14 protein-coding genes are annotated in these 22,524 nt (G+C 41.5%); 5 read left to right on the top strand and 9 right to left on the bottom strand.

Features of this window, described 5'->3' with window-relative positions; all coding sequences use genetic code 11:
* The first annotated feature begins 68 nt into the window (after positions 1-68).
* From KNP67_RS15590 to KNP67_RS13340, 3 genes are all read left to right on the top strand, one after another.
* The gene (locus KNP67_RS15590) at positions 69-1,055 is read left to right on the top strand and encodes a LytTR family transcriptional regulator DNA-binding domain-containing protein (protein WP_214756796.1); all 987 of its coding nucleotides are present in this window, start codon (positions 69-71) and stop codon (positions 1,053-1,055) included.
* Between the two features lie 130 nt (positions 1,056-1,185).
* Positions 1,186-2,034, top strand: a complete 849-nt coding sequence (locus KNP67_RS13345) for an ABC transporter ATP-binding protein (protein WP_214756795.1) — start codon at positions 1,186-1,188, stop codon at positions 2,032-2,034.
* Positions 2,031-2,738, top strand: a complete 708-nt coding sequence (locus KNP67_RS13340; protein ID WP_214756794.1) for an ABC transporter permease — start codon at positions 2,031-2,033, stop codon at positions 2,736-2,738. Before KNP67_RS13345 ends, KNP67_RS13340 begins: the two co-directional genes overlap by 4 nt.
* 267 nt (positions 2,739-3,005) lie before the next feature.
* Here KNP67_RS13340 and KNP67_RS13335 read toward each other — a convergent pair whose 3' ends face one another.
* The 6 genes from KNP67_RS13335 to KNP67_RS13310 form a co-directional block, all read right to left on the bottom strand.
* Positions 3,006-3,422, bottom strand: coding sequence for a hypothetical protein (locus KNP67_RS13335; RefSeq protein WP_214756793.1), 417 nt, complete (start codon positions 3,420-3,422; stop codon positions 3,006-3,008).
* Positions 3,423-3,483: 61 nt separating this feature from the next.
* The gene (locus KNP67_RS13330; protein ID WP_214756792.1) at positions 3,484-5,592 is read right to left on the bottom strand and encodes a Piwi domain-containing protein; all 2,109 of its coding nucleotides are present in this window, start codon (positions 5,590-5,592) and stop codon (positions 3,484-3,486) included.
* Between the two features lie 118 nt (positions 5,593-5,710).
* The gene (locus tag KNP67_RS13325) at positions 5,711-7,111 is read right to left on the bottom strand and encodes a hypothetical protein (RefSeq protein WP_214756790.1); all 1,401 of its coding nucleotides are present in this window, start codon (positions 7,109-7,111) and stop codon (positions 5,711-5,713) included.
* A gap of 79 nt (positions 7,112-7,190) precedes the next feature.
* The gene (locus KNP67_RS13320; protein WP_131472816.1) at positions 7,191-7,421 is read right to left on the bottom strand and encodes a DUF2188 domain-containing protein; all 231 of its coding nucleotides are present in this window, start codon (positions 7,419-7,421) and stop codon (positions 7,191-7,193) included.
* Between the two features lie 391 nt (positions 7,422-7,812).
* Positions 7,813-8,511 carry a CBS domain-containing protein gene (locus KNP67_RS13315; protein ID WP_214756789.1) on the bottom strand — a complete coding sequence of 233 codons (699 nt, stop codon included), beginning with the start codon at positions 8,509-8,511 and terminating at the stop codon, positions 7,813-7,815.
* A 29-nt stretch (positions 8,512-8,540) separates the two neighbouring features.
* Positions 8,541-10,871 (bottom strand): hypothetical protein, encoded by a 2,331-nt coding sequence (locus KNP67_RS13310; protein ID WP_214756788.1) that lies wholly within the window; start codon positions 10,869-10,871, stop codon positions 8,541-8,543.
* A 62-nt stretch (positions 10,872-10,933) separates the two neighbouring features.
* Here KNP67_RS13310 and drmA point away from each other — a divergent pair, with 62 nt between their 5' ends.
* Together drmA and drmB are read left to right on the top strand one after the other, a co-directional pair.
* The gene (gene drmA / locus KNP67_RS13305; protein WP_214756787.1) at positions 10,934-14,344 is read left to right on the top strand and encodes a DISARM system helicase DrmA; all 3,411 of its coding nucleotides are present in this window, start codon (positions 10,934-10,936) and stop codon (positions 14,342-14,344) included.
* A complete protein-coding gene (gene drmB / locus KNP67_RS13300; RefSeq protein ID WP_131472810.1) occupies positions 14,331-16,085 on the top strand; it encodes a DUF1998 domain-containing protein in 1,755 nt (584 codons plus the stop codon). The genes drmA and drmB overlap by 14 nt, the downstream gene beginning before the upstream one ends.
* Before the next feature lie 68 nt (positions 16,086-16,153).
* Here the strand turns inward: drmB and KNP67_RS13295 are convergent, their stop codons facing one another.
* From KNP67_RS13295 to KNP67_RS13285, 3 genes are read right to left on the bottom strand one after another with little or no spacing between them, the layout of a single operon-like run.
* A complete protein-coding gene (locus KNP67_RS13295; RefSeq protein ID WP_214756786.1) occupies positions 16,154-19,144 on the bottom strand; it encodes a type I restriction endonuclease subunit R in 2,991 nt (996 codons plus the stop codon).
* Between the two features lie 14 nt (positions 19,145-19,158).
* The gene (locus tag KNP67_RS13290) at positions 19,159-20,484 is read right to left on the bottom strand and encodes a restriction endonuclease subunit S (protein ID WP_131472806.1); all 1,326 of its coding nucleotides are present in this window, start codon (positions 20,482-20,484) and stop codon (positions 19,159-19,161) included.
* The gene (locus tag KNP67_RS13285; RefSeq protein WP_214756785.1) at positions 20,481-22,493 is read right to left on the bottom strand and encodes a type I restriction-modification system subunit M; all 2,013 of its coding nucleotides are present in this window, start codon (positions 22,491-22,493) and stop codon (positions 20,481-20,483) included. Before KNP67_RS13285 ends, KNP67_RS13290 begins: the two co-directional genes overlap by 4 nt.
* Positions 22,494-22,524: the final 31 nt, after the last annotated feature.

The raw sequence follows: 22,524 nt of genomic DNA, 5'->3' as shown, positions 1-22,524 counted from the left end.
TTTAATCGAAGAGTTCGTAGTAACAGCGTATCCAAATGATATAATCCCACTAAAAAGGGAGGGATTCGGTGCTTACGTTCGACAACGTCTCTGTTCGCCAACAGGACACGCTCATCCTTGAAAATATCTCGTTCACCATCAATCCGGGTGAAGTCGCAGCCATCCACTGCGGCGTCACTTCCCGGGAAATATTATTCTCGCTATTGACTGATGCGCATGCGAACTACTCGGGAACTATCGATACAGCGAATCGTACGCTCTCAGTCTTCTCCATCCGTGACGGCTTATACGACCGGCTGACGGTCGAGGAATATTTGCGTTTCACACACATGCTCTACGAATCGACGGAATCGCTGGATGCCGTCCTGCAAACCGTTCAACTCACCCCATATCGGAACAAACGATTGAACCGGCTCAGCTTGTCGCTCGTCCGGCGCGTCCAATACGCGGCGCTGCTCTTACATAATCGCGACATCTACGTCCTCGAAGAACCGGATCAAAACGTCGACCAAGAGACACGGCACTTGTTCGCAACCGTCTTGCTGCAACTGAAGCAACAACAAAAAGCCATCCTGCTCCTGACGAGCAACATGGAGAGCGCCCTGTTCGTCACGTCGACCGTCTATCGCATCGACCACCGACACTTGCGCCTGCTCGATGTGGAGCCGGATGAACCGGAGGCGAACGAAGATGCCACCCCTGACGTCATGCACGTCCGCTTCGAGAAGATTCCGACGAAAGTGAACGAGAAAATCGTCTTGCTCGATCCGCCGGAAATCGACTACATCGAAAGTCAGGACGGACAATCCGTCTTACACAGTCAGTCCGAGCAGTTCCCGAGCGTCTTCACGATGAACGAACTCGAGACACGTCTGACCCCATACGGCTTCTTCCGCTGCCATCGGTCGTACATCGTCAACCTTCAACGGGTGCGGGAAGTGATCACCTATACAAAGAACAGTTTCAGCCTCGTGCTCGATGATGCGGCGAAGACGACAATCCCGCTCTCGAAGACGAAAATGGCCGAATTGAAGACGATGATTGGGCTGAAATAGGCTCCATTCACTGTCCGATTTGCTCCACTCAGTCCTCAAGAAGCGCCATTTATGGCCATTCTAATGCGCCCCACTCTTCCTCTCGATATGATGAAAGCAAGCAAGACGACATCGACGAGGAGGAACGAGAATGGACTCAATCATTCAAGTGAACGGATTAAAAAAGCTATTCGGCAATGAAGAGGCGTTACGCGACGTAACGTTTTCTGTCGGCAAGGGAGAAGTGTTCGGCTTCCTCGGACCGAGTGGATCTGGGAAGACGACGACCATCAAAATCTTGACGTCCCAACTCGCGCAGACGTCAGGTGACGCCACCGTGTTCGGCGTCCCGGTCTCAGAATTGAAACAAGAACAGTATCGGAAGCGAATCGGTGTGTTGACCGATAACAGCGGTCTATACACGCGTCTCTCGATTGAAGAGAACTTGCAGCTCTATTGCGACCTGTACGACGAGCCACGCACACGTATCGATGACGTGCTCCAGATGGTGAACTTGGCCGGGGAACGCAAAAAACGCATCTCCGCTTTATCGCGCGGGATGCTGCAACGGGTGACACTGGCCCGAGCATTGTTACATGAACCGGAACTGTTATTTTTAGATGAGCCGACGTCCGCACTCGACCCGGTCAACTCACGCCACATCTATAAAGGCATCGAACGCTTGAAGGCAAAAGGGACGACCATCTTCTTGACGACGCACGATATGAACGAGGCCGAAGAACTGTGCGACCGCGTCGCTTTCTTACATCAAGGGGAAATTCAACTCCTCGACGCCCCGAAACGATTACGCCGGAAATATGCGAATGGCTCCATGCGCGTCGAACTGCATGACGGGGAAACGGTTGAATTGAAGCAAGGAAAAGACGGGGCCGACTGGCTACACGAACACATGCGCGACCAAAACATCGCGGCCATCCATTCGAATGAGCCGACGCTCGGAGATATCTTTATCGAAGTGACGGGGAGGAAATTATCATGACATTTTCAATAAAACGGGCACTCGCCATTTTTCAGAAAGACTACAAAGACTTGTCGCGGAACTTATTCGTCTCCTCGACGTTAATCATGCCGCTGTTCTTCGCTGTCTTCTATTCTCAGCTCGGTGGAGAAGGTATCGACGTGACATACTTCGTCATCAATATCACGTTCAGCCTCGTCGCAACGTTCGTCCAGTGTGCCTTGATCGCTGAAGAGAAGGAGAAGAACACGCTCCGTGGGCTGATGTTATCGCCTGCAAGCACGCTCGACATCTTACTCGGAAAGAGCGCGCTCACGTTCGTGACGACGCTCATCCTCATCGCGGCGTGTGCCTTTATCATGGGATACAGCCCGGCGAACCTTCTCGTCATCTCACTCGCACTCATCGTCTCGACGTTCTTTTATATCGGGATTGGAACGATTCTCGGATTGATGACGAAGACGGTCATGGAAGCCTCACTCATCGTCATGCCGGCGTTTTTCTTCTTCTCGTTCTCACCGATGCTGTTGGTATACGAGGACCGCTTCTCCATCATCGGTCTCCTCGAGTACTTGCCGAACATCGTCTTGATCGACCTCGCGCATCAAATCGAGGCGGGAGCAGGACTTGGCTCTACATGGGTGGAGCTTGCGGTTCTGTCGGCTTGGGCACTTGTCGTGTTCGTCGGAAGTATTGTGATGTATAACCGGAAACAGACAGACTAAAAGCGACGATATTACTCGTCGCTTTTTTTGAAGCGTTCTTTTAAATCCATTCCATAAAGAACTACATATAAAAGACATGCTGGTAATACGGTAAACAACGGGACCTTTCTATGAAACCCTAACCCCTCATCGTGAATGCCATAATCAATGGCCCAATATGCTAAACCAATAGATAAGCATAGTCCTAGGAATTTCAACATCTGCTTGCGTTCTCATCGTGATTACTTAGTTTTAAAAAACTTCGTACAACTGTCATACTTGCCACATTCATCCCTTTTTCGTCAGCAAATTAATCAGCGTTTTTCTCGCCTCTGGATTTTTTGCCAATACCAATGCGGCACCACTGACTCCAGCCACAATCGATGCACCCATCCATCTCTTGAACTCCGAATCTTTTTGAAATGACTTATCCACCATTCGCTCAATTCGATCATTGAGTTTGTCTCTAGTTTCATCCGTTAGGTTGTCGTCTTTGAGTTGTTCGGAAAAGACATCAATCGCTTTATCAATCGTACTGTACACTTTGTCTTGCGATTTTGAGCCGACTTCTCCCATATTGCTAACCGCATTTATGACATCAGGAGTATGCTTTAAAAGCGTTTCATCTTGGTTAAAAGAAAAGTCACTTAATTCATTTTCCGTAAACTTTTTTACGGATTGAACGATTTCTCCTTTTTCACTCATCACTTTACCTCCTAGTGTTGTTGTCTCAATCCAATTATACGATACCTTTCAACTCCACATGTTATACAAATGGCAACGCCTCTTCATGTTGCGTATTCGCATTGATCAATCCCCGATTATGGAACGTCGAACTTAAGTCCGCATAGTGTGTCGTAATCGGCAGTCGTGTCTTTAAGAGCGAGTGGACATGCATGAACGATAAACGATACACATCGCTTAACACAGCCTCAAACGGTAAGACGTTTGTCTGTTGCACCACTTTGAGCGGTTTCGCCATCCCGACATGCTTGCTTGGATTGGTCGTAAGAAGATAGCCCATGCGTTCCTTTGTATAACTAAGCCCCTGCGAGGTCTTCCATCCTTCTTCATGAATCGCCATCCGTCGATTGACATTCTTCAAAATTTCCACGTAGTCGAACTGAATCCCACGTGGAGAAAGAAGCGAGTCGATGAGAGCCAAATCTTCACGGCAGAATCCATCCCGGTGGAACGTGATATGCATTGGCGCATGACCATACTGTTCTTCAAATGCATGAAGCGTGTCATAGACGATTTCCCGCATCGTTTCAGAACTGATTTTCTCCCCCGCTTCACTTGTCGAGAGTGATTTCTGCTTAATCATCGCCCCATCTTTCCCAATGATTTGAATGATGCCTGACGCATGTTTTCCATTCTCATGGCTTACGTCTAACCCGACAAAACAATCCGAGTAGAGCGGTTCACCGAGAATCCAAGGTTGAAGGCCTGCCTTCACGTACACACCTAGTAGGATGTTGTACAATGTATCCTCAGAGTTCAGCACGCGATCATGTAGCTCCACACATTGAGTCACGATATCATGTTTCCCACCAAATTCCCGCTTAATGGCTTGATAAGAATGATTGAGCGATGCTTCCTCGGCAATAACAACAACGACACCTTCAAAGTGTTTCGGGACGTTCTTCAATTGGAACATGACGTCTTCTGCCTGTAACAAATCGGTAGAAAGCGTTTGGCTCAGTCCTTTTGGTTTGTTCGAAACGTTGAGTGTCACGCCAAATCTGTCAGACGTAGTCTGCAGTTTCTTGATAAAATCGAGGACTTGCTGCACTTTTTGGCGATCACGTAATTTCGGGTCGACAAAGAAACTGACAGTCGCTTCCCCTTTTTCAAACACGCCGCCATGATTCAAACCACCCTTGGCGTAGCTAGCCGTCTTTCCTTGACCAAATCGAAGCCGAGGAGATGATAACGTTTTGATGGTATAGCCGAGACGAGCCGCTCGTACATTTTGCCGTTCAAATTTCAGCATCGGCAGTCGACCGATCAAATCGAGTGCTTCCGGCATCAGTTTTGACATTCGCGCGTCAGGTGACAATTTGATGATTCGATTGACTGCGCCGAGCTGTTTAGCTGGAATCGTCTCAAATGAACAACTCTGTTTCAGTTGCTCGGGTAAGTATGGAAGAATGTGATTGTTTCGATCTTTGACGTGTACGACGAGTGCGTCTGGTGCGATGATTCGTTTCGGATCTTTCTTTGCGAAATAATCAATGACCGAACACTTAATAATCGGACTCACTTCACTCGCTCGATATGGTGCAACTTCTACAAATTCGTACTCATACGACTTCGGATGAGTCGAATCGATGACACGCATTCCCGCAGACACGGATTTCGGCTCACGCTTGAGCTGCTGCAGTAGGTTTTCGCGGTACTCAAATTGATGGGTTAAATCGAATCCAAAAACAATTTCATCCGTCTGAGAAACGTTCACGTTGAGATCGAGTGCCGGATAGATGAGTAGCCCACTTGTCGACTGTAGGTGCGCCTGTTTCGAGCGGAACTTCCCCCGGTTCATCATGTACTGTGGATGTCCCAATCGCTCCAACTGCTTTTTCAACATTCGTTCAAGTAATGTTCGCTCGACATTACGTGAAAGATTGATCGGACGAGCTTCATATTGAAGAAACGTCTCGTTTCCCCACTGTTTGATTTCCTCAAACGAAGCAATGTACTGATCAAAGAACACAATTGGTTGAAAGTTGTTCAATTTATTTAATTGAAAAATCAACTTCCCTCCTTGCGTATGTCGTGATGATGGATCCTGGAGCGGTACGGTATAGAGATGGAGTGTCACGTCCGTTGCTTTCGTTAATGCTCGCCATTCTGTTAAATAATACTGGTTCATCTTTCCCTCATCCTTCCCCGTTGTTCAATCATTGCATCCACTATAACGGAATTCCTAATATTAGGTAGATAAAATAACGGATAGGGTTCAAATGGGAAGTGTACTACCTGAGACAGAATTAATTTTGCTTTTCGATTCTGCTAAAACGAATTAACTGATTTTCTTCTTTTCGCTCTGATTCTAATAATAAATCCATTGTTGTTAGCCACTGCTGATTCCGCATTTTTGCTGGCAGAATACTATCTAAATCGATTTCAGAAGGGCTCGTCCATATTTTCTTCAGATGACGTTCAACTTGAGGAGACCATTTAATTTTATAGTATGCACTTGACGCACTATTACTGAGATAAAACTCGTGATCTCGTTTTGAATAGAATAATAATTTGTATTTCTTCGAACTGATAATCGGCTGAAGTCCATTGAGAAAATTTATGATTCCATTTAATTTATTGAACTGAGAAGCGACTAAAATGTCACTAAAGATTAATGGCGTTTTCTTTCCCTTTAAAAGCAAATTTATAAAAGCGGAGTGGGTAATAACCACTTCTCCGTATTTTTTCGCCTGATTACTCTTAGGTATTAGATTATACAAACGTTTATTTAAATTATATTGGAACTCATAGTGCTTTAAAAATTGTGGCTGCATCAACTGATTTACGACATCTTGAGAAAATTCAGGTTCATTCAATTGATGCCAATGTCCAATCGGTAAGTATCCCATGGCGATAGGATGATCGAGCATTCTGTCGATAAAAAAGTCTTTTTTATTCATTTCTATGTACATTAATTTGGTAATTTTGTATGAGTTATAACGAGGTTGCTGTAATTCATGCTTATTAAACTCTTTATAAATCATTAGCATTTGAGTCAAATGATTCCGAATTACTTTTATCGCTGCTTCTTCTCGTTGGATGGGTTGCTTTCTGGATTTAAGTTTTTCAGTTCTCCTTGAGACGGCAATTTGTAACTCTCTTAATTGATTTTGAAGTAGTGTAGGCATTTGATATACGGATGACGTGTATTCTTGTTCTGCTAATTTTACTTGTGGATGAATATTAGACAGAATATCACTGAGTTCCACTTCTCGGAGTAATCGATATTCTGCATCAATTGACTTTCGATACTCTTCATTCGCGTACTGCTTGGCACAATCTACTCCAATGAAGAAAAATTTATCACTTTTCCGTTTTGTCATCTTTACTTTCTGTCTCTTTAATTTCGTATTGCATAAATGGCACTTCAATTCTTCATTAGAATTCAATGAGATTGGAATATCAAACTTAAATTCAGTAAGTGCATCATTATATAGTTGTCCAAAAGACTTTTCTAAATTAGAAGGGATTGCACACGTATAGGAAGGCGAGGTTGCAGTGTTTTCAGTCTTAAGTAAGTTGTATTTTTTAATCGACTCTTGAACGTTATATTCAAAATGTGGAAACAGTTTCAGCACGTCGCTGTAATGTAAAATTATTAACTCTCCACGACGGAAGTTCCGTAAAATATACTCACTTGTTTGCATAAAGTCCTCCTATGATAAAATTCCTTTACTGTACAGAGAATGGTGTGCCGCGAGACACACCATTCAAGTTCAACTATTTTTAGCCTTTCGGTGGGTATGAATCAGATCCGTAAGTATTTTTTTCACGAATTCTCCCTTGCTTGTTATGAATGACGAGCTCAGACTGTTGGTTCATTGCAATACTTCTTCCAAAGTTAATCGCTTCTCGCTGTGTATCAAATGTCTTTGTTGCTTTTTGATTTCCAGCACCCTTCACTTGATAGCCGCCATCCTTATGTGGAGTCACATGTTGATTTTTTCCTTTACTCATTGATTAAACTCTCCTTTGATAATAGATTACGAACGAAGCATCTGTTTATATTCAAAGTTTTATTTGATAAAATGGATTAGTCTTTTATATCTAGTCAAGTGAGTTTTGCAGAACTCACTTGACTTTTTTTATTGCTTTTTTTATCTCGCGATTAATTTCTTTCTCAACTGCCCGAATATTTCTTCTTAAGTTTGTTCGATTAACTGTTATCGTGATGCGTTTCAATCTTTCACCTCCTCTTATAAAAATAGATCATTCGTTCGTATATTCAACTTACCATCATCTTCGAATTAAAGAAAGTACAAAAATCAATATATGCAAAATTTTTAAATAAAAAATCAGGATAAAACACTACATATAGTATTTAATCCCGATTTTCCAACTCTTTATTTTAATCAAATTTCGCTAAATCCCAATGTGTCACAATCCCCAATAACGCTTGATTGGACTTCCCTGATTCCGTAATCAATAATGCTTCTAACTTTTTGCCTTGATTTGCAGCCTGTAAAAAGTAGTCTTTTGCTTCATAGATAGTATTTCTTCTCGAAACGAAACGATACTTCCCAGCAAGTTCATCGACAGAAAGAAGATCGCTCACTTTGGTCTCTTCGAATGAAATGAGATCATCCTTCACTTTTGACGCCAACCAATTCGTGATACCGCTTTCAGTCACAAGCGAAATAAATTTTCCGTCTGAATTAAAAACAGGAAATTGAGAATACTGGAATTGATGAACAAACTGGAGCATTTTACTCATCGAGTCCGTTTCATTCAATGAATAGACGTCACAGAAGAAGGTATTCATTCGCTTTGGTGTACGTAACTTTTCTTCGATTTTAATAATCTCATTCACAATTTTATCGTGAGGTTCTGCAATCGATTCACCATTTAATCCGCTTCCATGTTGAATGGCGTTGCGCAAGCGTCCAAAACTTTTGAGCCGCTCCGCTTTTTGTCGAATCAAGGGATTTTGTTTAGCGGCTTGATCCACAAGATAGGAAAAGGAGATGTGCTCTTCCTGTTTTAGCTGCTGACGTAACATTGTCTCAATGCGATGGAACCGATCTAAGAAATTAACAGAGTTTTTCATGAGACACCTCCATGTTTGAAAACCTGATCTCAACGCACCACGAACGCCTCTTGCTTAACAGTTTTCCATGCCTCTCCGTCATACAATTTGAACAACTCGCTAGCCAATTGATAATTCCGCTCAAATGCTACGTTACCTAGATTAAAGAATGGTTTTTTAGACTCGCTCCAATTCCACAACACACGCTTATCTTCTCGAATTGGCATTTGTCGATCTTCTAATAATGCAGTGAGCGCTTTACGTTCTATCGGTTCAGAGTATCCAAGCATCGCATAGAGGAAATATGCATACTCCGTCTCATCAAAATTCAAAACAACGACATGGGCCTTATGTTCATTAATAAACCGCATCATTATCCGATACTGTTCAAATAACAACGGTGCTAAATGCTTACTTTCTGGATGGCTACCACTTAAGATTGATTTCGTTAATCGGGAACACTTCAATCGATGAGGTAACCGTAAAGCTGGGAAAGTAGGAATTGCTAGTACATTCGTTTTAACACCAGCTAGTCGAAAGAAACGTTCGATTTTTTGATCAAAAGCATGTCTTGTAGTCGAACTACTTTTTCCTCGTTCATATATGAGAGACGTCCATGTCAAAAACTGTTCTTCGTCTAAATTCTGATTAATTGATTTAGGGTTAAGGAGCATTCCACCTTCTCGGTACTCGAGTTCCTGAGTTCGATTAAGTGGGGATTGGCCACCCCATACAATGACACGAACGTCTTCGACTTCTTGTGGGATGAAATGTGGAGCTGGTACGTTACTGCCTTCATATATGAATGGTATTAAGTCTCCCCAAATCTGAATCAATTCTTCGTTCATATTCAGCAAACTATTGGATTCTTGACGTGTATTCCAAAGACCCGGCTCAAAGCGCCATGTGTGAAGCGTATCTTGAATAAAGTAGGGATGTTTGTACAGAATCGCCTCGACCGTCTTCGGTGAATATGGATAATGCTGTTGAACCTCTTCAATTAACTTATCCACAGGAACGGGAGATTTCTGTTTCAATAAATAGTTTACTAAGAGTGAACGTGCGCTCGGATGTTCAATGGATGGATCGAGTTCATGTATTCGGTTAAGCCGCTCAGCTTCTCGCATATCCTCTGGTAGATACGGAGCCACTCTGACAGTCGCTTTGCCCTCCTGAAGATTCTCGAATATCATCTTTTGACCCGGTTTAATTCGATGTTCGAAGAGGAAATCGCTAAAGCTGTGACTTCCTGCTTGACCTTTTGCGTTCATGGTAAGGATAAAAGGACTCGACTGATGTAATACCTCTAGCTGTCCAGCGGCAAAATACTTTGTCAACTCACCAGACACCTGAAACGTAGAATTTCTTCGTTCGAGTGTAGATAAACGAACCGTCAAACGGTTATTGGCTGTACGTTCACGTTTAGTAGGTTCAGTAACTTCTATGTTCTGCTTCAGTCGTGGCGATGGGATTGGAGAAATAACTGTTTTCCCTCGCGTTTTTTTTGAAGCAAGATCTAATTCTTCAGGTTTGGAATCATCATAAATAATCGTATTCTGAGAAATAACAATATTTCGTTCCACATTTAAAACTTGTCTCAATCCTTCGTAATAAGCAGAGAATATATTTTCATATGGCTGTTTCCGAAAATACTTTTGAATAATTTCTCGAATTTTAATCGGTGTTTCGCGATTCCGTTTCAAGTGCTCAATAATGGCACCTTTCTGTTCTTCAATTTCTTCTAGAATATCTGGTGACACGGTGATGTTGTAATCCATTGGTGGATTATCATAATCATTTAAACTAATCCGTTGATAAGATGTCTTGAAACGGGAATCTACTTTAGGAAAGAACAAGACGTTAGAATCTTGGATATCGTAGTATGATTTTACTTGTGCAATCACATCATGCCTGACGATGTTTTCGAGTTTATTCTTGTACATATAGCGATGGACCAAATCATTTAGCAATTGCCATTCGCTAAGAATGACATATTGTGCATCCTTATGCCCGTGCTTTCCGTTTAAAACAATAAATCGAGGATCTTTATATAAACTTGCTATTTTATTTTTCAAATCTTTACTCATTAAAATAGGCTCTCGGTTTTGACGTAGTTCACGCTCAAGCGAGTCAAATTGTGACGAAGGATCATTTTTCCGTCTCACGTAATCGCCTTCGCTAATGACCGACGGTACATTTGCTTCTAACGCTGTAGTTAAATTCCGAACAGCATCTTCTCTCTTACATCCTCGTCCTGAATCCCAAATCATCATCAAATACTCAATTAATTTCTCTCGCGTCAATACATCGGTGTGAAGTGAGTTAAATGCCAACTGAATATAACTAATATTTGAAGAGACTACCCCTGAAGATTCCATCATTTCCCCTCGCCCCTTATATTCAAATGTTTTACAATTAAATTATATAAGAAAGGGGCAAAACAATGAATGATATTATCCAACGCCTAATTAATTTTTTATCAGGTAAAGATAATCAACAAGCCTCGATTGATGAGGCTTTAGATTTGCTTGAAGATGAGTTCATCGATTTGCGACAACTTCAACAGATTCTAGCTCACCAAACACAAATCCAAATGAATGAGGGCGTTCTTCAATTAACAAGTCAGAAGAAGCAAACTACACAATCTAAAGCCTTTTCACCTAAACAACGAGCTGAACTCGTTGAGAACCTAGAAAAAAGACTGATAGGACCACGAAATGGTGAACATGAAACACTCAAAGCAGCACCAAGTTCATACTATTTGACCGGTCGACTCTTTCCATACGGCGCCTCATCAAATGTCATTCATGAAGAAGAGACGGATCAACCTTTAAACGAAGTTGAAGGCATCACTGTTGAAGGTGAAGCCATTGAAGAAATCATTACCTCTCAAGATCAATTTCGTAACTCTAGCTTGGGCGTAAGCTTTATTTTAAATGAGATTACCCAACTAACTTGTCACATCCATTGGGCACGTTATGAATCCCTAGAAGAAGATAACTCTTTTTCTTACAAACGGCAGCCGTTCTCAAAAATTGTCTCACTGGATTTAAATCAGAGTGGTGAACTGTCAATCGACTCAGATTCAAATCTACTTTTAAAATGGTATGTTCGTCCGGGAAAATCCGGATTAGACATTAGTCTTTATCTCGTCCACAGCTTGGATTTGAGCTCAACTAATCGTTTTCCGAGACAGGAGGAGATTATCTTCCAACCGCAACTATCATTTAGCGTCAACAAGCAGTCGATTGTTCCGCGTCCTGCTTACGGCATGAACAACTTAATCAATTTCTTATATCGCGGACGGACTGTTCCTATTATTGGTCACCAAATCGGTACAGATTGGTCCGTAGACGACACTACCTACTACTTCACAACGACATGGTTGCCAAAAGAAGAAGTGCCTCTCGTTGAACATCAACGTTTGACGGATACGTCGTTCAACATGCTTGATTTGGCCAAACAGCCTAAAACTGAAGTCATTTCTCGGTTAAACAAATTACCAGACGCGTATATGGAATGGATTGCGGATGAATCCGCGAAGTTGGATGGCCTTAGCGAAATCGACCAATCCTTACTTTCGCAACAGGTTGAACAAGCAAGAGAAACTTGCTCGCGTATGTACGATGGAATTCGTCTTTTGAAGACGAATGACAAAGCATGGACAGGTTTCAGACTCTCGAACTTAGCGATGCATGTTCAACGTGAGCAAGGTATTCATGCCTCGGTATATAAAGAAACAGGACAATACGATTTTGAACCCGTTAAAAGCGAATGGCGTCTGTTCCAGTTAGCCTTTATCCTTATGAACTTACCTAGCAGTTTTGACGAGCAACATGAAGACCGTCAGCTTGTCGATTTGCTATGGTTCCCGACCGGTGGAGGTAAAACGGAAGCCTATCTTGGTTTAGCAGCATTCGTGATGTTTGTTCGCCGCTTAAAGAATGATGCTAGCGACCCAATGAGTTACGGTGGCATGAGTGTCATGATGCGCTATACGCTCCGCCTACTAACCATTCAACAGTTTCAGCGAGCGACGCTTCTTATTTGTGCCATGGAAGCGATTCGTCGACACGAAGATACTTATTCGAATCAGATTCCTGATATTCAATTAGCAGACTTAGGTACCGTGCCGTTCTCGATTGGACTTTGGATTGGAAGTGCATCTACGCCAAACAATTATGATGATGCAAAGATCGCGCTGCAAAAACTAGCAAGCAACGAACCTCTTGAGAACGGGGAAGTTGGCAACCCGATGCAACTTAGCCATTGCCCTTGGTGTGGGGAGAAATTAACTGTACGGGACTATTCGGTCAATCGAGCTAAAGCGACAATCAAATGTCCGAAAGCAAGATGTACATTCCACAGCGGCATCCCAGCATATACGATTGACGAGGCCATTTACGATCATTTACCGTCGCTCGTCATCGGGACCGTCGATAAACTAGCACAAATTGCTTGGCAACCGCGAATTGGAGAATTGTTCGGTCGTAAATCATCCTATCGAGCTTCCGACAACAAATTCATAGACGACTCTCCGACACAAGATTTGCCACGGCAACACGCTTGGCTTCCTCCTGCGGATCTTGTAATCCAAGATGAGCTGCACCTTTTAAACGGTCCACTTGGTTCTCTAACAGGTTTATATGAGTTCGTGATTGATGAGCTCATGGGATTTGGCGAATCAAAACCAAAAATAGTTGCTTCTACCGCTACCATCAGTGGAGCTGAATCTCAAATTCGTGGGCTTTATGACCGACCAGCAAACCAATTTCCAGTCTACATTCAATCACCTGATGACTCATTTTTTTCAAAAACAGTACCGATTGATCAGAAACCAGGTCGTCTTTATGTAGGTATTTCTTCGCCGGGGGTCAGTATGAAAATCCATACTGTGAACGTATACGGAGCATTGATTGCCGCAACACGGAAACAAGAGAAGCAGGCTGAACTCGATCCGTATTGGACCGTCGTTGGGTATTTCAATACAATTCGTGAATTGGCCGGTACGAATACGATGTTTTATGATGAGATTCGGACGTATCTTCAAGCGAATGAAATTGAAGAGCCATTACTCGATTTCGAAGAGTTGACGAGTCGTAAAAAAGCGCAGGAAATTCCAGAACTATTAGCTCGGATGGAACGAACATTTGAGAATGATGAAGTATTGGATGCTGTCCTTTGTACGAATATGATTTCCGTAGGAGTCGACGTCAACCGTCTCGGTTTGATGGTCGTCCATGGTCAACCGAAGACGACTGCTGAATACATCCAAGCTACGAGCCGTGTTGGTCGTCAACACCCTGGCCTAGTCGTAACAATTCTGAACCCTCAACGTACTCGGGATTTGTTCCACTATGAGCAGTTCAAATCTTTCCACCAGTCGTTTTATCAATACGTTGAGCCTACAAGCGTGACACCATTCTCTAAAGGTGCATTAAAACGCGGTATTATTGGTGTTCTCGTGGGATTGATTCGTCAAACGATGACATCGCCTTCTATTTCGAAATCCAATAGCGCAGGTCAATTTGATTTGGATGCTATAGACGTGACGATGATTGATCGCTTTGTCGCTCGAGCTAAGTCTGTGTATGATTGTTCCGAAACAGAAACTCGTCAGCTAGTTAGTGAAGTGTTAGATACATGGGAATCACTCGCTACTCGTACAAATCACGAACTAGCCTATCGTCAAAAAATTGTGAACGGTAGACCGATGAATACGTCACACCATTTGTTGAAGTACTTTGAAGAAACACCTTATACTCATGAGGCGATGTTTGCACTAACTTCTTTGCGTAGTGTAGAACCTGAAATTAAAGTGGAAGAGGAGGTCAATCGCTATGACAGCTGGTGATTCAAAGCATTCTTATCAACGAGGCTCAATTCGAGCGGCTCAATTACTTCATCACTTTGGTCCGGGAGCTATCGTAGATTTACCAGATGGTAGTTTCATTACGAACGCAGTGGATCAATGGAAATTTAAATACGGTCAAATTCGAGAAGAAGATCACGATGCTGTCATGAGCGCATTCAATCAGAAGCCAATTCGCCTACTAAATAGCAATCCTGAAGCAATCCGAACAAAAGTATCACGATTTCCAATCTGGCGTTTTTGTCCGAATTGTGGATCTATGACAGATCAACCGAAACGCACATTTTGTACGAATCCAAAGTGTGAACCCCTTGGAGTAAAATATGCGCCAATGCGTTTTGTAACAGTTTGTCGAAAGGGACACATCAGTGATTTCCCTTGGGTGAAATGGGCGCATCAAGGACATGACGTTTGTGATAAGCCTCGTTTACGACTGATGACAGATAAAGGGACGCTATCGAGTTCTTACAAAACAATGCGAATTATATGCACGAATTGCGAAGCCCCCCCCGTTTCTTTAGCACGGATCAAAGAAAAAGGAGAGCTCGAACGTGTCACTGGTAAAAAATGCGCTGGAACCAAACCATGGATTTTACATCATCAAGTCGAGACGTGCGACGCTGAAATGACAGTAGCTTTGCGTGGAGAGACAAAATTACATATTCCAAACGTTCAAAGTGTGATTACTCTCCCACTCAAAACAGCAAGTCCTGAAGCGATTTATCAAGAAATTGATAAAAAGTATGAATTATTTAAAAATACATGGCCAAACTTCCCCCCAGACCAAAAAACATTCATGCTGAAAGGGTTATTGAGTGACGGAGATTGGACAGAAAACGACATTCAAAAGGGCATTCGTTATTTAGATTCTAATCGGCAATTGGAGGACCTTACTTTTGGTTCTATCAAACAACGTGAGCTCAGTGCGTGGAAACATACAAAAACTGCACCGCTTCAAGAACAAGATTGCCAAGCCGAGCGGGTGCCTGTTCCTGAAGAGTGGACAGACTATATCAGTCACATCACACGCGTAGATTTGATGCGTGAAGTCCGGGCATTGACTAGTTTTAATCGTTTGAAGTACGCAGATTCATTCGTTGAACGTCAAGCAGGAGAAGGTGTTTCCATTTTTAAAAATCATACAAATTGGTATCCAGGAATAGAGATTTTTGGTGAAGGGATTTTTATTGAATTGAATCCAGAGATGATTGAAGAATGGGAAAGTCGTGCCTCTGTAAAACGTATCTTCGAAGGCCAGTTAGCGAGATTCCAACAAAAACGCATAAAGCGTGGCCAAGTCGAAATCGAATTATATCCTCGCCATATTTTGCTTCACACATTTGCTCACGCCTTAATTCGAGCATTTGCTGAAACGAGTGGGTATTCTTCTACCTCTTTACGAGAACGGTTATATTTTGAGAATGGCGCTGCCTCTGTGTTAATCCATACTGCCGAAGGTGACTCTGAAAGCAGTTTAGGAGGATTAATTGAACTCGCCAAGCCAGAGAAGATGTCATTGATGTTAAAGCGTGCCATTGAATTGACGGAGTACTGCTCATCAGATCCGACTTGCCTTGAAGGTGGACAAGATCGCAAAGCTGCAGCATGTCATTGCTGTCTTTTCCTAAGTGAGACGTCATGTGAATGGAATAATGAATTGTTAGATCGGCGGACACTTCATCCAAAATTATCGGATGATCATCTCGCATTCTTTGACATATAACCCGTCGTCAGTAAAAGGAAAGATACAAAAATGGTACGAAGACTTTACAGAAGTCTTCGTACCATTTTTTAGTTATTCACTTCCCCATACACTTCATTCATCATGTCTTCCATAATCACGGTTTTGAACTCATCGTTCTCTAGGATTTTTAGGAAAAACTCTTCATTACTACTCATCCGATCAATGACGAAGTTAATGAACGTCTTCTCAAATGCGAATTTAAAATTCTCTTTTGTATTGTTCTTTGCCTTTTCACGAATATCTTCACTGTTTAACATATCTTCTTTTACTTGCTCACGTGAAAGAAAGTCAGTTTCAGTGAATTGTGTGCCAAAGCGTTCATTTAACTTGTCTAATACACTTGATAAGCGGACTTTCTCATCATCTCCTGAACCACCTATTCCATGCTTTTGAGGAGTCAAATCGTATCCGCCTGTTTTCTCAAGCTCGATGCCACCATCAAACACTTTTTGGTTGCGATAGTATTCAAGCGTCACATCATCGACCAAGTAAACATCTTTGTCATCTCGACCTCGAGGTAACTTACGCAGTAAATACGTCAGATAAATATACAACTTGTGTAAGTCTAAATCGATGAAGGTGATGACTTGTAAAATGAATCCGTAAGTCCGTGCAAACTTAGTGGCTACTTGTTTAAACGCATACTGTTCTTCATCTGAAAGGTTTTTGAATCGGTCTACACCTTTATCAAGAATCGCATTCAACTCAATCTGAGCTTTTGCGGACTTGTTCGCTCCACCTGTCACTTCAAGTTCGTTGACCCTTTGCACTTTTTCGGCCGTGAATAATTGATATGGTTCTATTTCAGCCTGCATGTCATACAAGATGTTCGGGTCAGTCACTTCAGATAAGCTAGTCGATTCATAATAAGGTTGGAACGATGCTTGAATATCTTCTGGGTCGTTCACAAAATCTAATACGAATGTATCGTCTTTACCGGGGCAAGTCCGATTCAAACGAGACAGAGTTTGAACCGCTTTAATACCGCTTAACGGTTTATCTACATACATCGTATGGAGGAGTGGTTCATCAAATCCAGTTTGATATTTTTCCGCCACTAGCAAGACTTTATATTCATCGGAGTTGAACTTTTCAGGTAACTCTCTTTCCGAAAACTGATTCATGTCCGGCTCTGTGTAATTGATTCCGCCGTCTTGAACGGTCCCAGAAAACGCTACTACCGTCTTCAAGTCGTTGTAACCCATCTCTTTGATATAACGATCAAAGGCGACTTTGTAGCGTACGGCATGCAAACGGCTCGCCGTTACTACCATCGCTTTGGCTCTGCCTCCGATTTTACGCTGTACGAAATTTCGATAGTGCTCAACGATAATTTCTGTCTTCTGCGCAATACTGTGTGGGTGCAGGGAGACGTATTGAGCCAACTTCTTCGTAGCTTGTTTTTGTGAGACTTCTGGATCATCGGCTACGGTCTTCGCAATCTTCCAAAACGTCTTGTACGTCGTGTAATTCTCGAGGACATCTAGAATAAATCCTTCTTCGATTGCCTGGCGCATCGTGTACTGATGAAAAGCCGCTGGTTTACCGTCTGGACCAACTGTGCCGAATTTTTCTAGCGTCTTTGGTTTCGGGGTAGCGGTAAACGCGAAGAATGATACGTTATCTTGTTTTCCACTCTTCATGATTGCTTCAACGATTTTCTCATCGACGTCATCCAAATTGTCTTCGGCAACCCGATCTTCTTCGTAAGCTGCTTCTAATGTTTTATCGGATAAGACGTTCGTCAGAGCGGTCGATGCTTTGCCCCCTTGTGAGGAGTGCGCTTCATCAATGATTACTGCATACTTTTTACGTTCCAGACCTGCCACTTTCTCTAAAACGAACGGGAACTTTTGAAGCGTTGTAATGATGATGCGTGTCTCATTGTTAATCGCGCGTGCAAGTTGGTCAGAGTTTTTATCAATCGGCTCAACCATTCCCGCTCTATGCTCCAACTGATAAACTGCATCTTGCAACTGTTTGTCTAAGACGCGACGATCTGTAATAACGATGACGCTACTAAAAATCGATTCGTTGTTCTCGTTATGTAATTTCGCCAATCGATGGGCGAGCCATGAAATCGAGTTCGTTTTCCCGGAACCAGCAGAGTGTTGGATTAAATAGTTACGACCAACGAGATGACGAGATACATCTGTCTCAATTTTACGCACTGCATCCAATTGATGAAAACGAGGGAAGATGAGCATTTGGCGCTCTCCAATGGTCTCACCGTTTGAATCTTTGATTTCATCTTTCTTCACGAAAATGAAACGATAAAGGATATCAAGGAGACTATCAGGTGCTAAAATGTCATCCCACAAATAATGTGTCCGATAATTGCTGTCCTGAGGTAAAGGGTTTCCTTTGCCCCCTAGATTGCCTTTGTTAAAAGGTAAGAAATAGGTTTTACCTTTATCGAGCTTTGTCGTCATGAACACTTCGTCCGGATCAACAGCAAAATAAACTGCCACTCGTTCATTAAACTTAAACAGTTGCTCTCGAGAATCTCGATCATTCTTTAACTGTTTCATCGCATGTTCCACCGTTTGATTCGTTAGCGGATTCTTTAGCTCCATCACGACTAGTGGTAGACCGTTTAGGAACAACACCATATCCAAACTGTTGTTATGCTTGTCGCTGTAATAGACTTGGCGAGACACATTAAAACGGTTCAATTGATATTGCTCGTTCAGCGTCTTGTTCATATCCGTTGGTGGCTTATTGTAGGCAAGGTTTAACGTCACACCACGATCTTTAATGCCTTTACGTAAGCACTCGACTAACCCTTGCTTATGCAATTGATCTTTAATTCGCTTTAGCACTTCTTCTTTGTAAGAAGGACCATACGACTTCTCAAGCGTACGCATGCGTTTTTCCTGCGTATCCTCTAAGAACGCAAACAGTTCTTCTACGTCGATAGCATGTTGCTTAAAAGCGGCACTTGCATCACCTTCCAGCACACGCTTTTTATAGCCATTCGCAATTAACTCAGCTTCAATATTCGCTTCGAATCCTTTTTCTGAAGTATCCATCGCCATATTGTTCACCTCACTTAGTCAATTTCCATTTCACGTACATCAATTTTTCCTGTAACTGCTTCGTAAATTAGGGCTTGGCGGTATTCTTTTAGTTTTTCGATTTGCGCTTTTACCTTTTCAGTCATATCACGAATCTCTTTATTATCAGCATAAAGTTTTTCGGCAATTTGTAACTGCTCATTATAAGGCGGTACTGCAATTAATCCATTTTTTATGGCCTCTTTAGAAAGTCCGTATCGTGTAACACCATTAGCTCTTGTATAAAATTGTTCTCTTATTTGAACGGATTCTAAAGCATAGTACAAATAATGTCCTAATACACTTTCGGCACAACGAATCAATGAAAGATGATAACCGCATACTACACCATCTAAATCTTGAGAAACCCAGGTTGGTATAGCAATATCTGTAGGCGACTCAGAATCTTTAGTGATGATTACATCATGCTTTTTCAATGTAAATATTTTAATTTGATCAACTTTAGCAGTTGCTTTCATGAAATCTAAATTAACAGTTATAGAATCGTTATAATAAACGTCTACATAATTACAAAGCAAAACTTCCTTTTCACCTTCAACACTCTTTTTATCTACATTGCTAGAATACACATTGCCAACATCTTTGATTTTTCGAACTTCCCAATGTTCAGGAATCTCACCAATCCACTCAACGCCTGACTCTTTCATTTTTACATTCGAATTTAAACCTTTTGTAACAGCTTCTGTGATGATTGATTGGCGTTGTTGTTCTAACAGAGTAATTAATTTTTGCTTATTCTTTATTAAAATCTCTACCTCATCATATTTAATGTCTAAATAATTACTTATTACAATTTGCTCATTTAAAGGTGGTAACGCTATTTTCAAACTATTGAATTTATCTTTAGTAAAATGTGCTATCGTAGCTTTATTTACTAAGATATTAATAAAACCGCTAGCTCTCAAAACTATTAACAAATAATGCAAAAATCTTGTATTACCCTTTTCAGAACTCTTTACTCTATGAACTGAGTTCTGAAATATAAATCCTTCTAGTTTTTCTTTTACAACAGCAGATCTAGCAACCTCTCCACCTTCACATACCACTAAGTCACTTACTTCTAAATTTAACATCTTCAATTCATTAGCAGAACAATACATTTCATCTATTTTTTCTAAACTAATATAACCATCTTGAACATTCATTGCTTTTAAGTAAGGCGTCTTTACATCATTTTCATTATTCGAATTTGGCTGAAGCATTTTACCTAATGTAACTTGGTATGCTTTACTTACAGATAATGTGTTCCAATGAATGGGGATTTGCCCAATCCAACTGATACTACTATCTTTATAAATCATCCCATCACCCTCTTCAACTGCTCAGCAATCTCCACTTCTAACGTACGAATTTCGTTCATAATTTCTGCTGAACTGCGTAGTGCTGTGTATTTATAGAACTGGCGAGTGAATGGAATTTCGTACCCGATTTTTGTTTTAGATTCGTCAATCCATGCATCAGGTACATGTGGTAACACTTCACGTGCAAAATAGTCTTCAATGTTTTCTTTTAATGGCACGCTCTCTGTATCACGTAAATCTGAATCAGGCTCGATTTCTGTTTTATTTTTCATGCATACATCCGCTGTTTCATCTTTTTCAGCAAGACCTGCTAAAATCGCTTTTAATACAGGTGCTCCGATTGTGATGTCTGCTTCTTTGAATGCAGCTTTTAACACCTTTGTAAACTCATCACGATTTTTATATACTTTATCGCTCTCTAATGTGCGTAACACATATAAAATTTGTGTTTGTAGCTTCTTCCCTTCTTCGACTTCAAAGTGACCTGCATCGCCTTTCTTCTTCGATATTGCTAAGTTCACAAATCCTTTTTCTTCAACAACACGTGCTAAACGCTCTTCGTTTACTTGGAAATTTAGGCGTAATGGACGCTCTACTGTAATTTTCGAATAGCCAAAATCTTCATTATCAAAAATCTTTACGTTTTCATGTGGCTGCGCATCCCCATATAAACGTACAATCTCATTGATCTGCTCTTCTGTAATTTCATTACGCTTGCTACCCATAGATTTTTTCATCTTTTTCGAGAAGTCTACCGCATTAACCAAACGCACTTTTCCTTTATGAAGTGGAGACTTATTATTTGTTAGGATCCAAATATACGTTGAAATACCTGTGTTGTAGAATAGATCATTTGGTAACGCCACGATACCTTCTACTAAATCATTTTCCAGTACATATTTCCGAATTTCACTTTCACCAGAACCCGCATCACCTGTAAATAATGGAGATCCGTTCATAATAATGGCCAAACGTGAACCTTGTGGATTTTCAGGGGTTACAGGCTTCATTTTCGATAATAAATGCATTAAAAATAGTAGTTGCCCATCACTCGTGCGAGGTGTGCCTGGACCGAACCGTCCATTGAAGCCTTGTTGCGCATGTTCTTCTTTGATTGGTTTCTCATAGGATTTCCAATCTACCCCATATGGAGGATTTGAAATGAGATAATCAAATTTTTCACGGGAGAACTGGTCGTTTGACAATGTGTTTCCTAAACGAATATTTCGTGCGTCTTCCCCTTTAATGAGTAAGTCAGCTTTACAAATCGCATATGATTCTGGATTGATTTCTTGTCCGAAAAATTCCAAGTGCGCCGTAGGGTTTTGACTTGATAGATAATCTTGAGCTACAGACCCCATTCCGCCAGTCCCAGCAGCACAGTCGTACAACGTTTGTGTTAAACCCGGCTTGGTTAGGACACTTGCATCGTCATGTAAGAACAATAGATGGGTCATTAAGGTAATTACTTCACGAGGCGTATAATGGTCCCCTGCTTCTGCATTCTCATTAAATCGACGGATTAATTCCTCAAATACATAACCCATTTCAATGTTCGAAACCGTTTCAGGATGTAAGTCGATTTCGCTAAAACGCTTAATCGTCAAATATAATAAGTCATTTTGATCTAACTTATCGATTTGGCGATCAAAATCAAAATGATCCATAATATCTCGTGCCACTTTTGAAAAGCCATTTATGTAGTCGCGTAAGTTATCAGCGATATTATCCGAATCCGTTAATAACTTATTAAAATCATATTTACTTGTATTATGAAAATTTTGCTTTGAAATGCGATTCAAAATTGGTTCTCGAGCCTCTTCACTCATTGATGAAAATTGATCAGCTTTCACTAGTACTTCTTCTTTCGTACTTTCTAAAACACAGTCAAATCGGCGCAATACGGCTAATGGCAGTACAATTTTTCCGTAATCTTCTGGTTTGTAAGGTCCACGTAGAACCTCTGCAATTGACCAAATAAAGCTTACTTTGTCTTGAAAATTAATCATTTTGAATACCTCATTTTACATTTATTAAGAA

Source organism: Exiguobacterium sp. s157 (genome assembly GCF_018618205.1).
Classification (GTDB): domain Bacteria; phylum Bacillota; class Bacilli; order Exiguobacteriales; family Exiguobacteriaceae; genus Exiguobacterium; species Exiguobacterium chiriqhucha.
Note: the sequence above shows the minus strand (reverse complement) of the source record. Positions and strands in the feature narration are given on the sequence as shown.

Coding starts and splice junctions, on each gene's coding strand:
- KNP67_RS13290 (WP_131472806.1), bottom strand. CDS start 20,484: ATGATTTATAAAGATAGTAGTATCAGTTGGATTGGGCAAATCCCCATT.
- KNP67_RS13345 (WP_214756795.1), top strand. CDS start 1,186: ATGGACTCAATCATTCAAGTGAACGGATTAAAAAAGCTATTCGGCAAT.
- KNP67_RS13325 (WP_214756790.1), bottom strand. CDS start 7,111: ATGCAAACAAGTGAGTATATTTTACGGAACTTCCGTCGTGGAGAGTTA.
- KNP67_RS13315 (WP_214756789.1), bottom strand. CDS start 8,511: ATGAAAAACTCTGTTAATTTCTTAGATCGGTTCCATCGCATTGAGACA.
- KNP67_RS13340 (WP_214756794.1), top strand. CDS start 2,031: ATGACATTTTCAATAAAACGGGCACTCGCCATTTTTCAGAAAGACTAC.
- KNP67_RS13295 (WP_214756786.1), bottom strand. CDS start 19,144: ATGGCGATGGATACTTCAGAAAAAGGATTCGAAGCGAATATTGAAGCT.
- KNP67_RS13320 (WP_131472816.1), bottom strand. CDS start 7,421: ATGAGTAAAGGAAAAAATCAACATGTGACTCCACATAAGGATGGCGGC.
- drmB (WP_131472810.1), top strand. CDS start 14,331: ATGACAGCTGGTGATTCAAAGCATTCTTATCAACGAGGCTCAATTCGA.
- KNP67_RS13330 (WP_214756792.1), bottom strand. CDS start 5,592: ATGAACCAGTATTATTTAACAGAATGGCGAGCATTAACGAAAGCAACG.
- KNP67_RS13310 (WP_214756788.1), bottom strand. CDS start 10,871: ATGATGGAATCTTCAGGGGTAGTCTCTTCAAATATTAGTTATATTCAG.
- drmA (WP_214756787.1), top strand. CDS start 10,934: ATGAATGATATTATCCAACGCCTAATTAATTTTTTATCAGGTAAAGAT.
- KNP67_RS13285 (WP_214756785.1), bottom strand. CDS start 22,493: ATGATTAATTTTCAAGACAAAGTAAGCTTTATTTGGTCAATTGCAGAG.
- KNP67_RS13335 (WP_214756793.1), bottom strand. CDS start 3,422: ATGAGTGAAAAAGGAGAAATCGTTCAATCCGTAAAAAAGTTTACGGAA.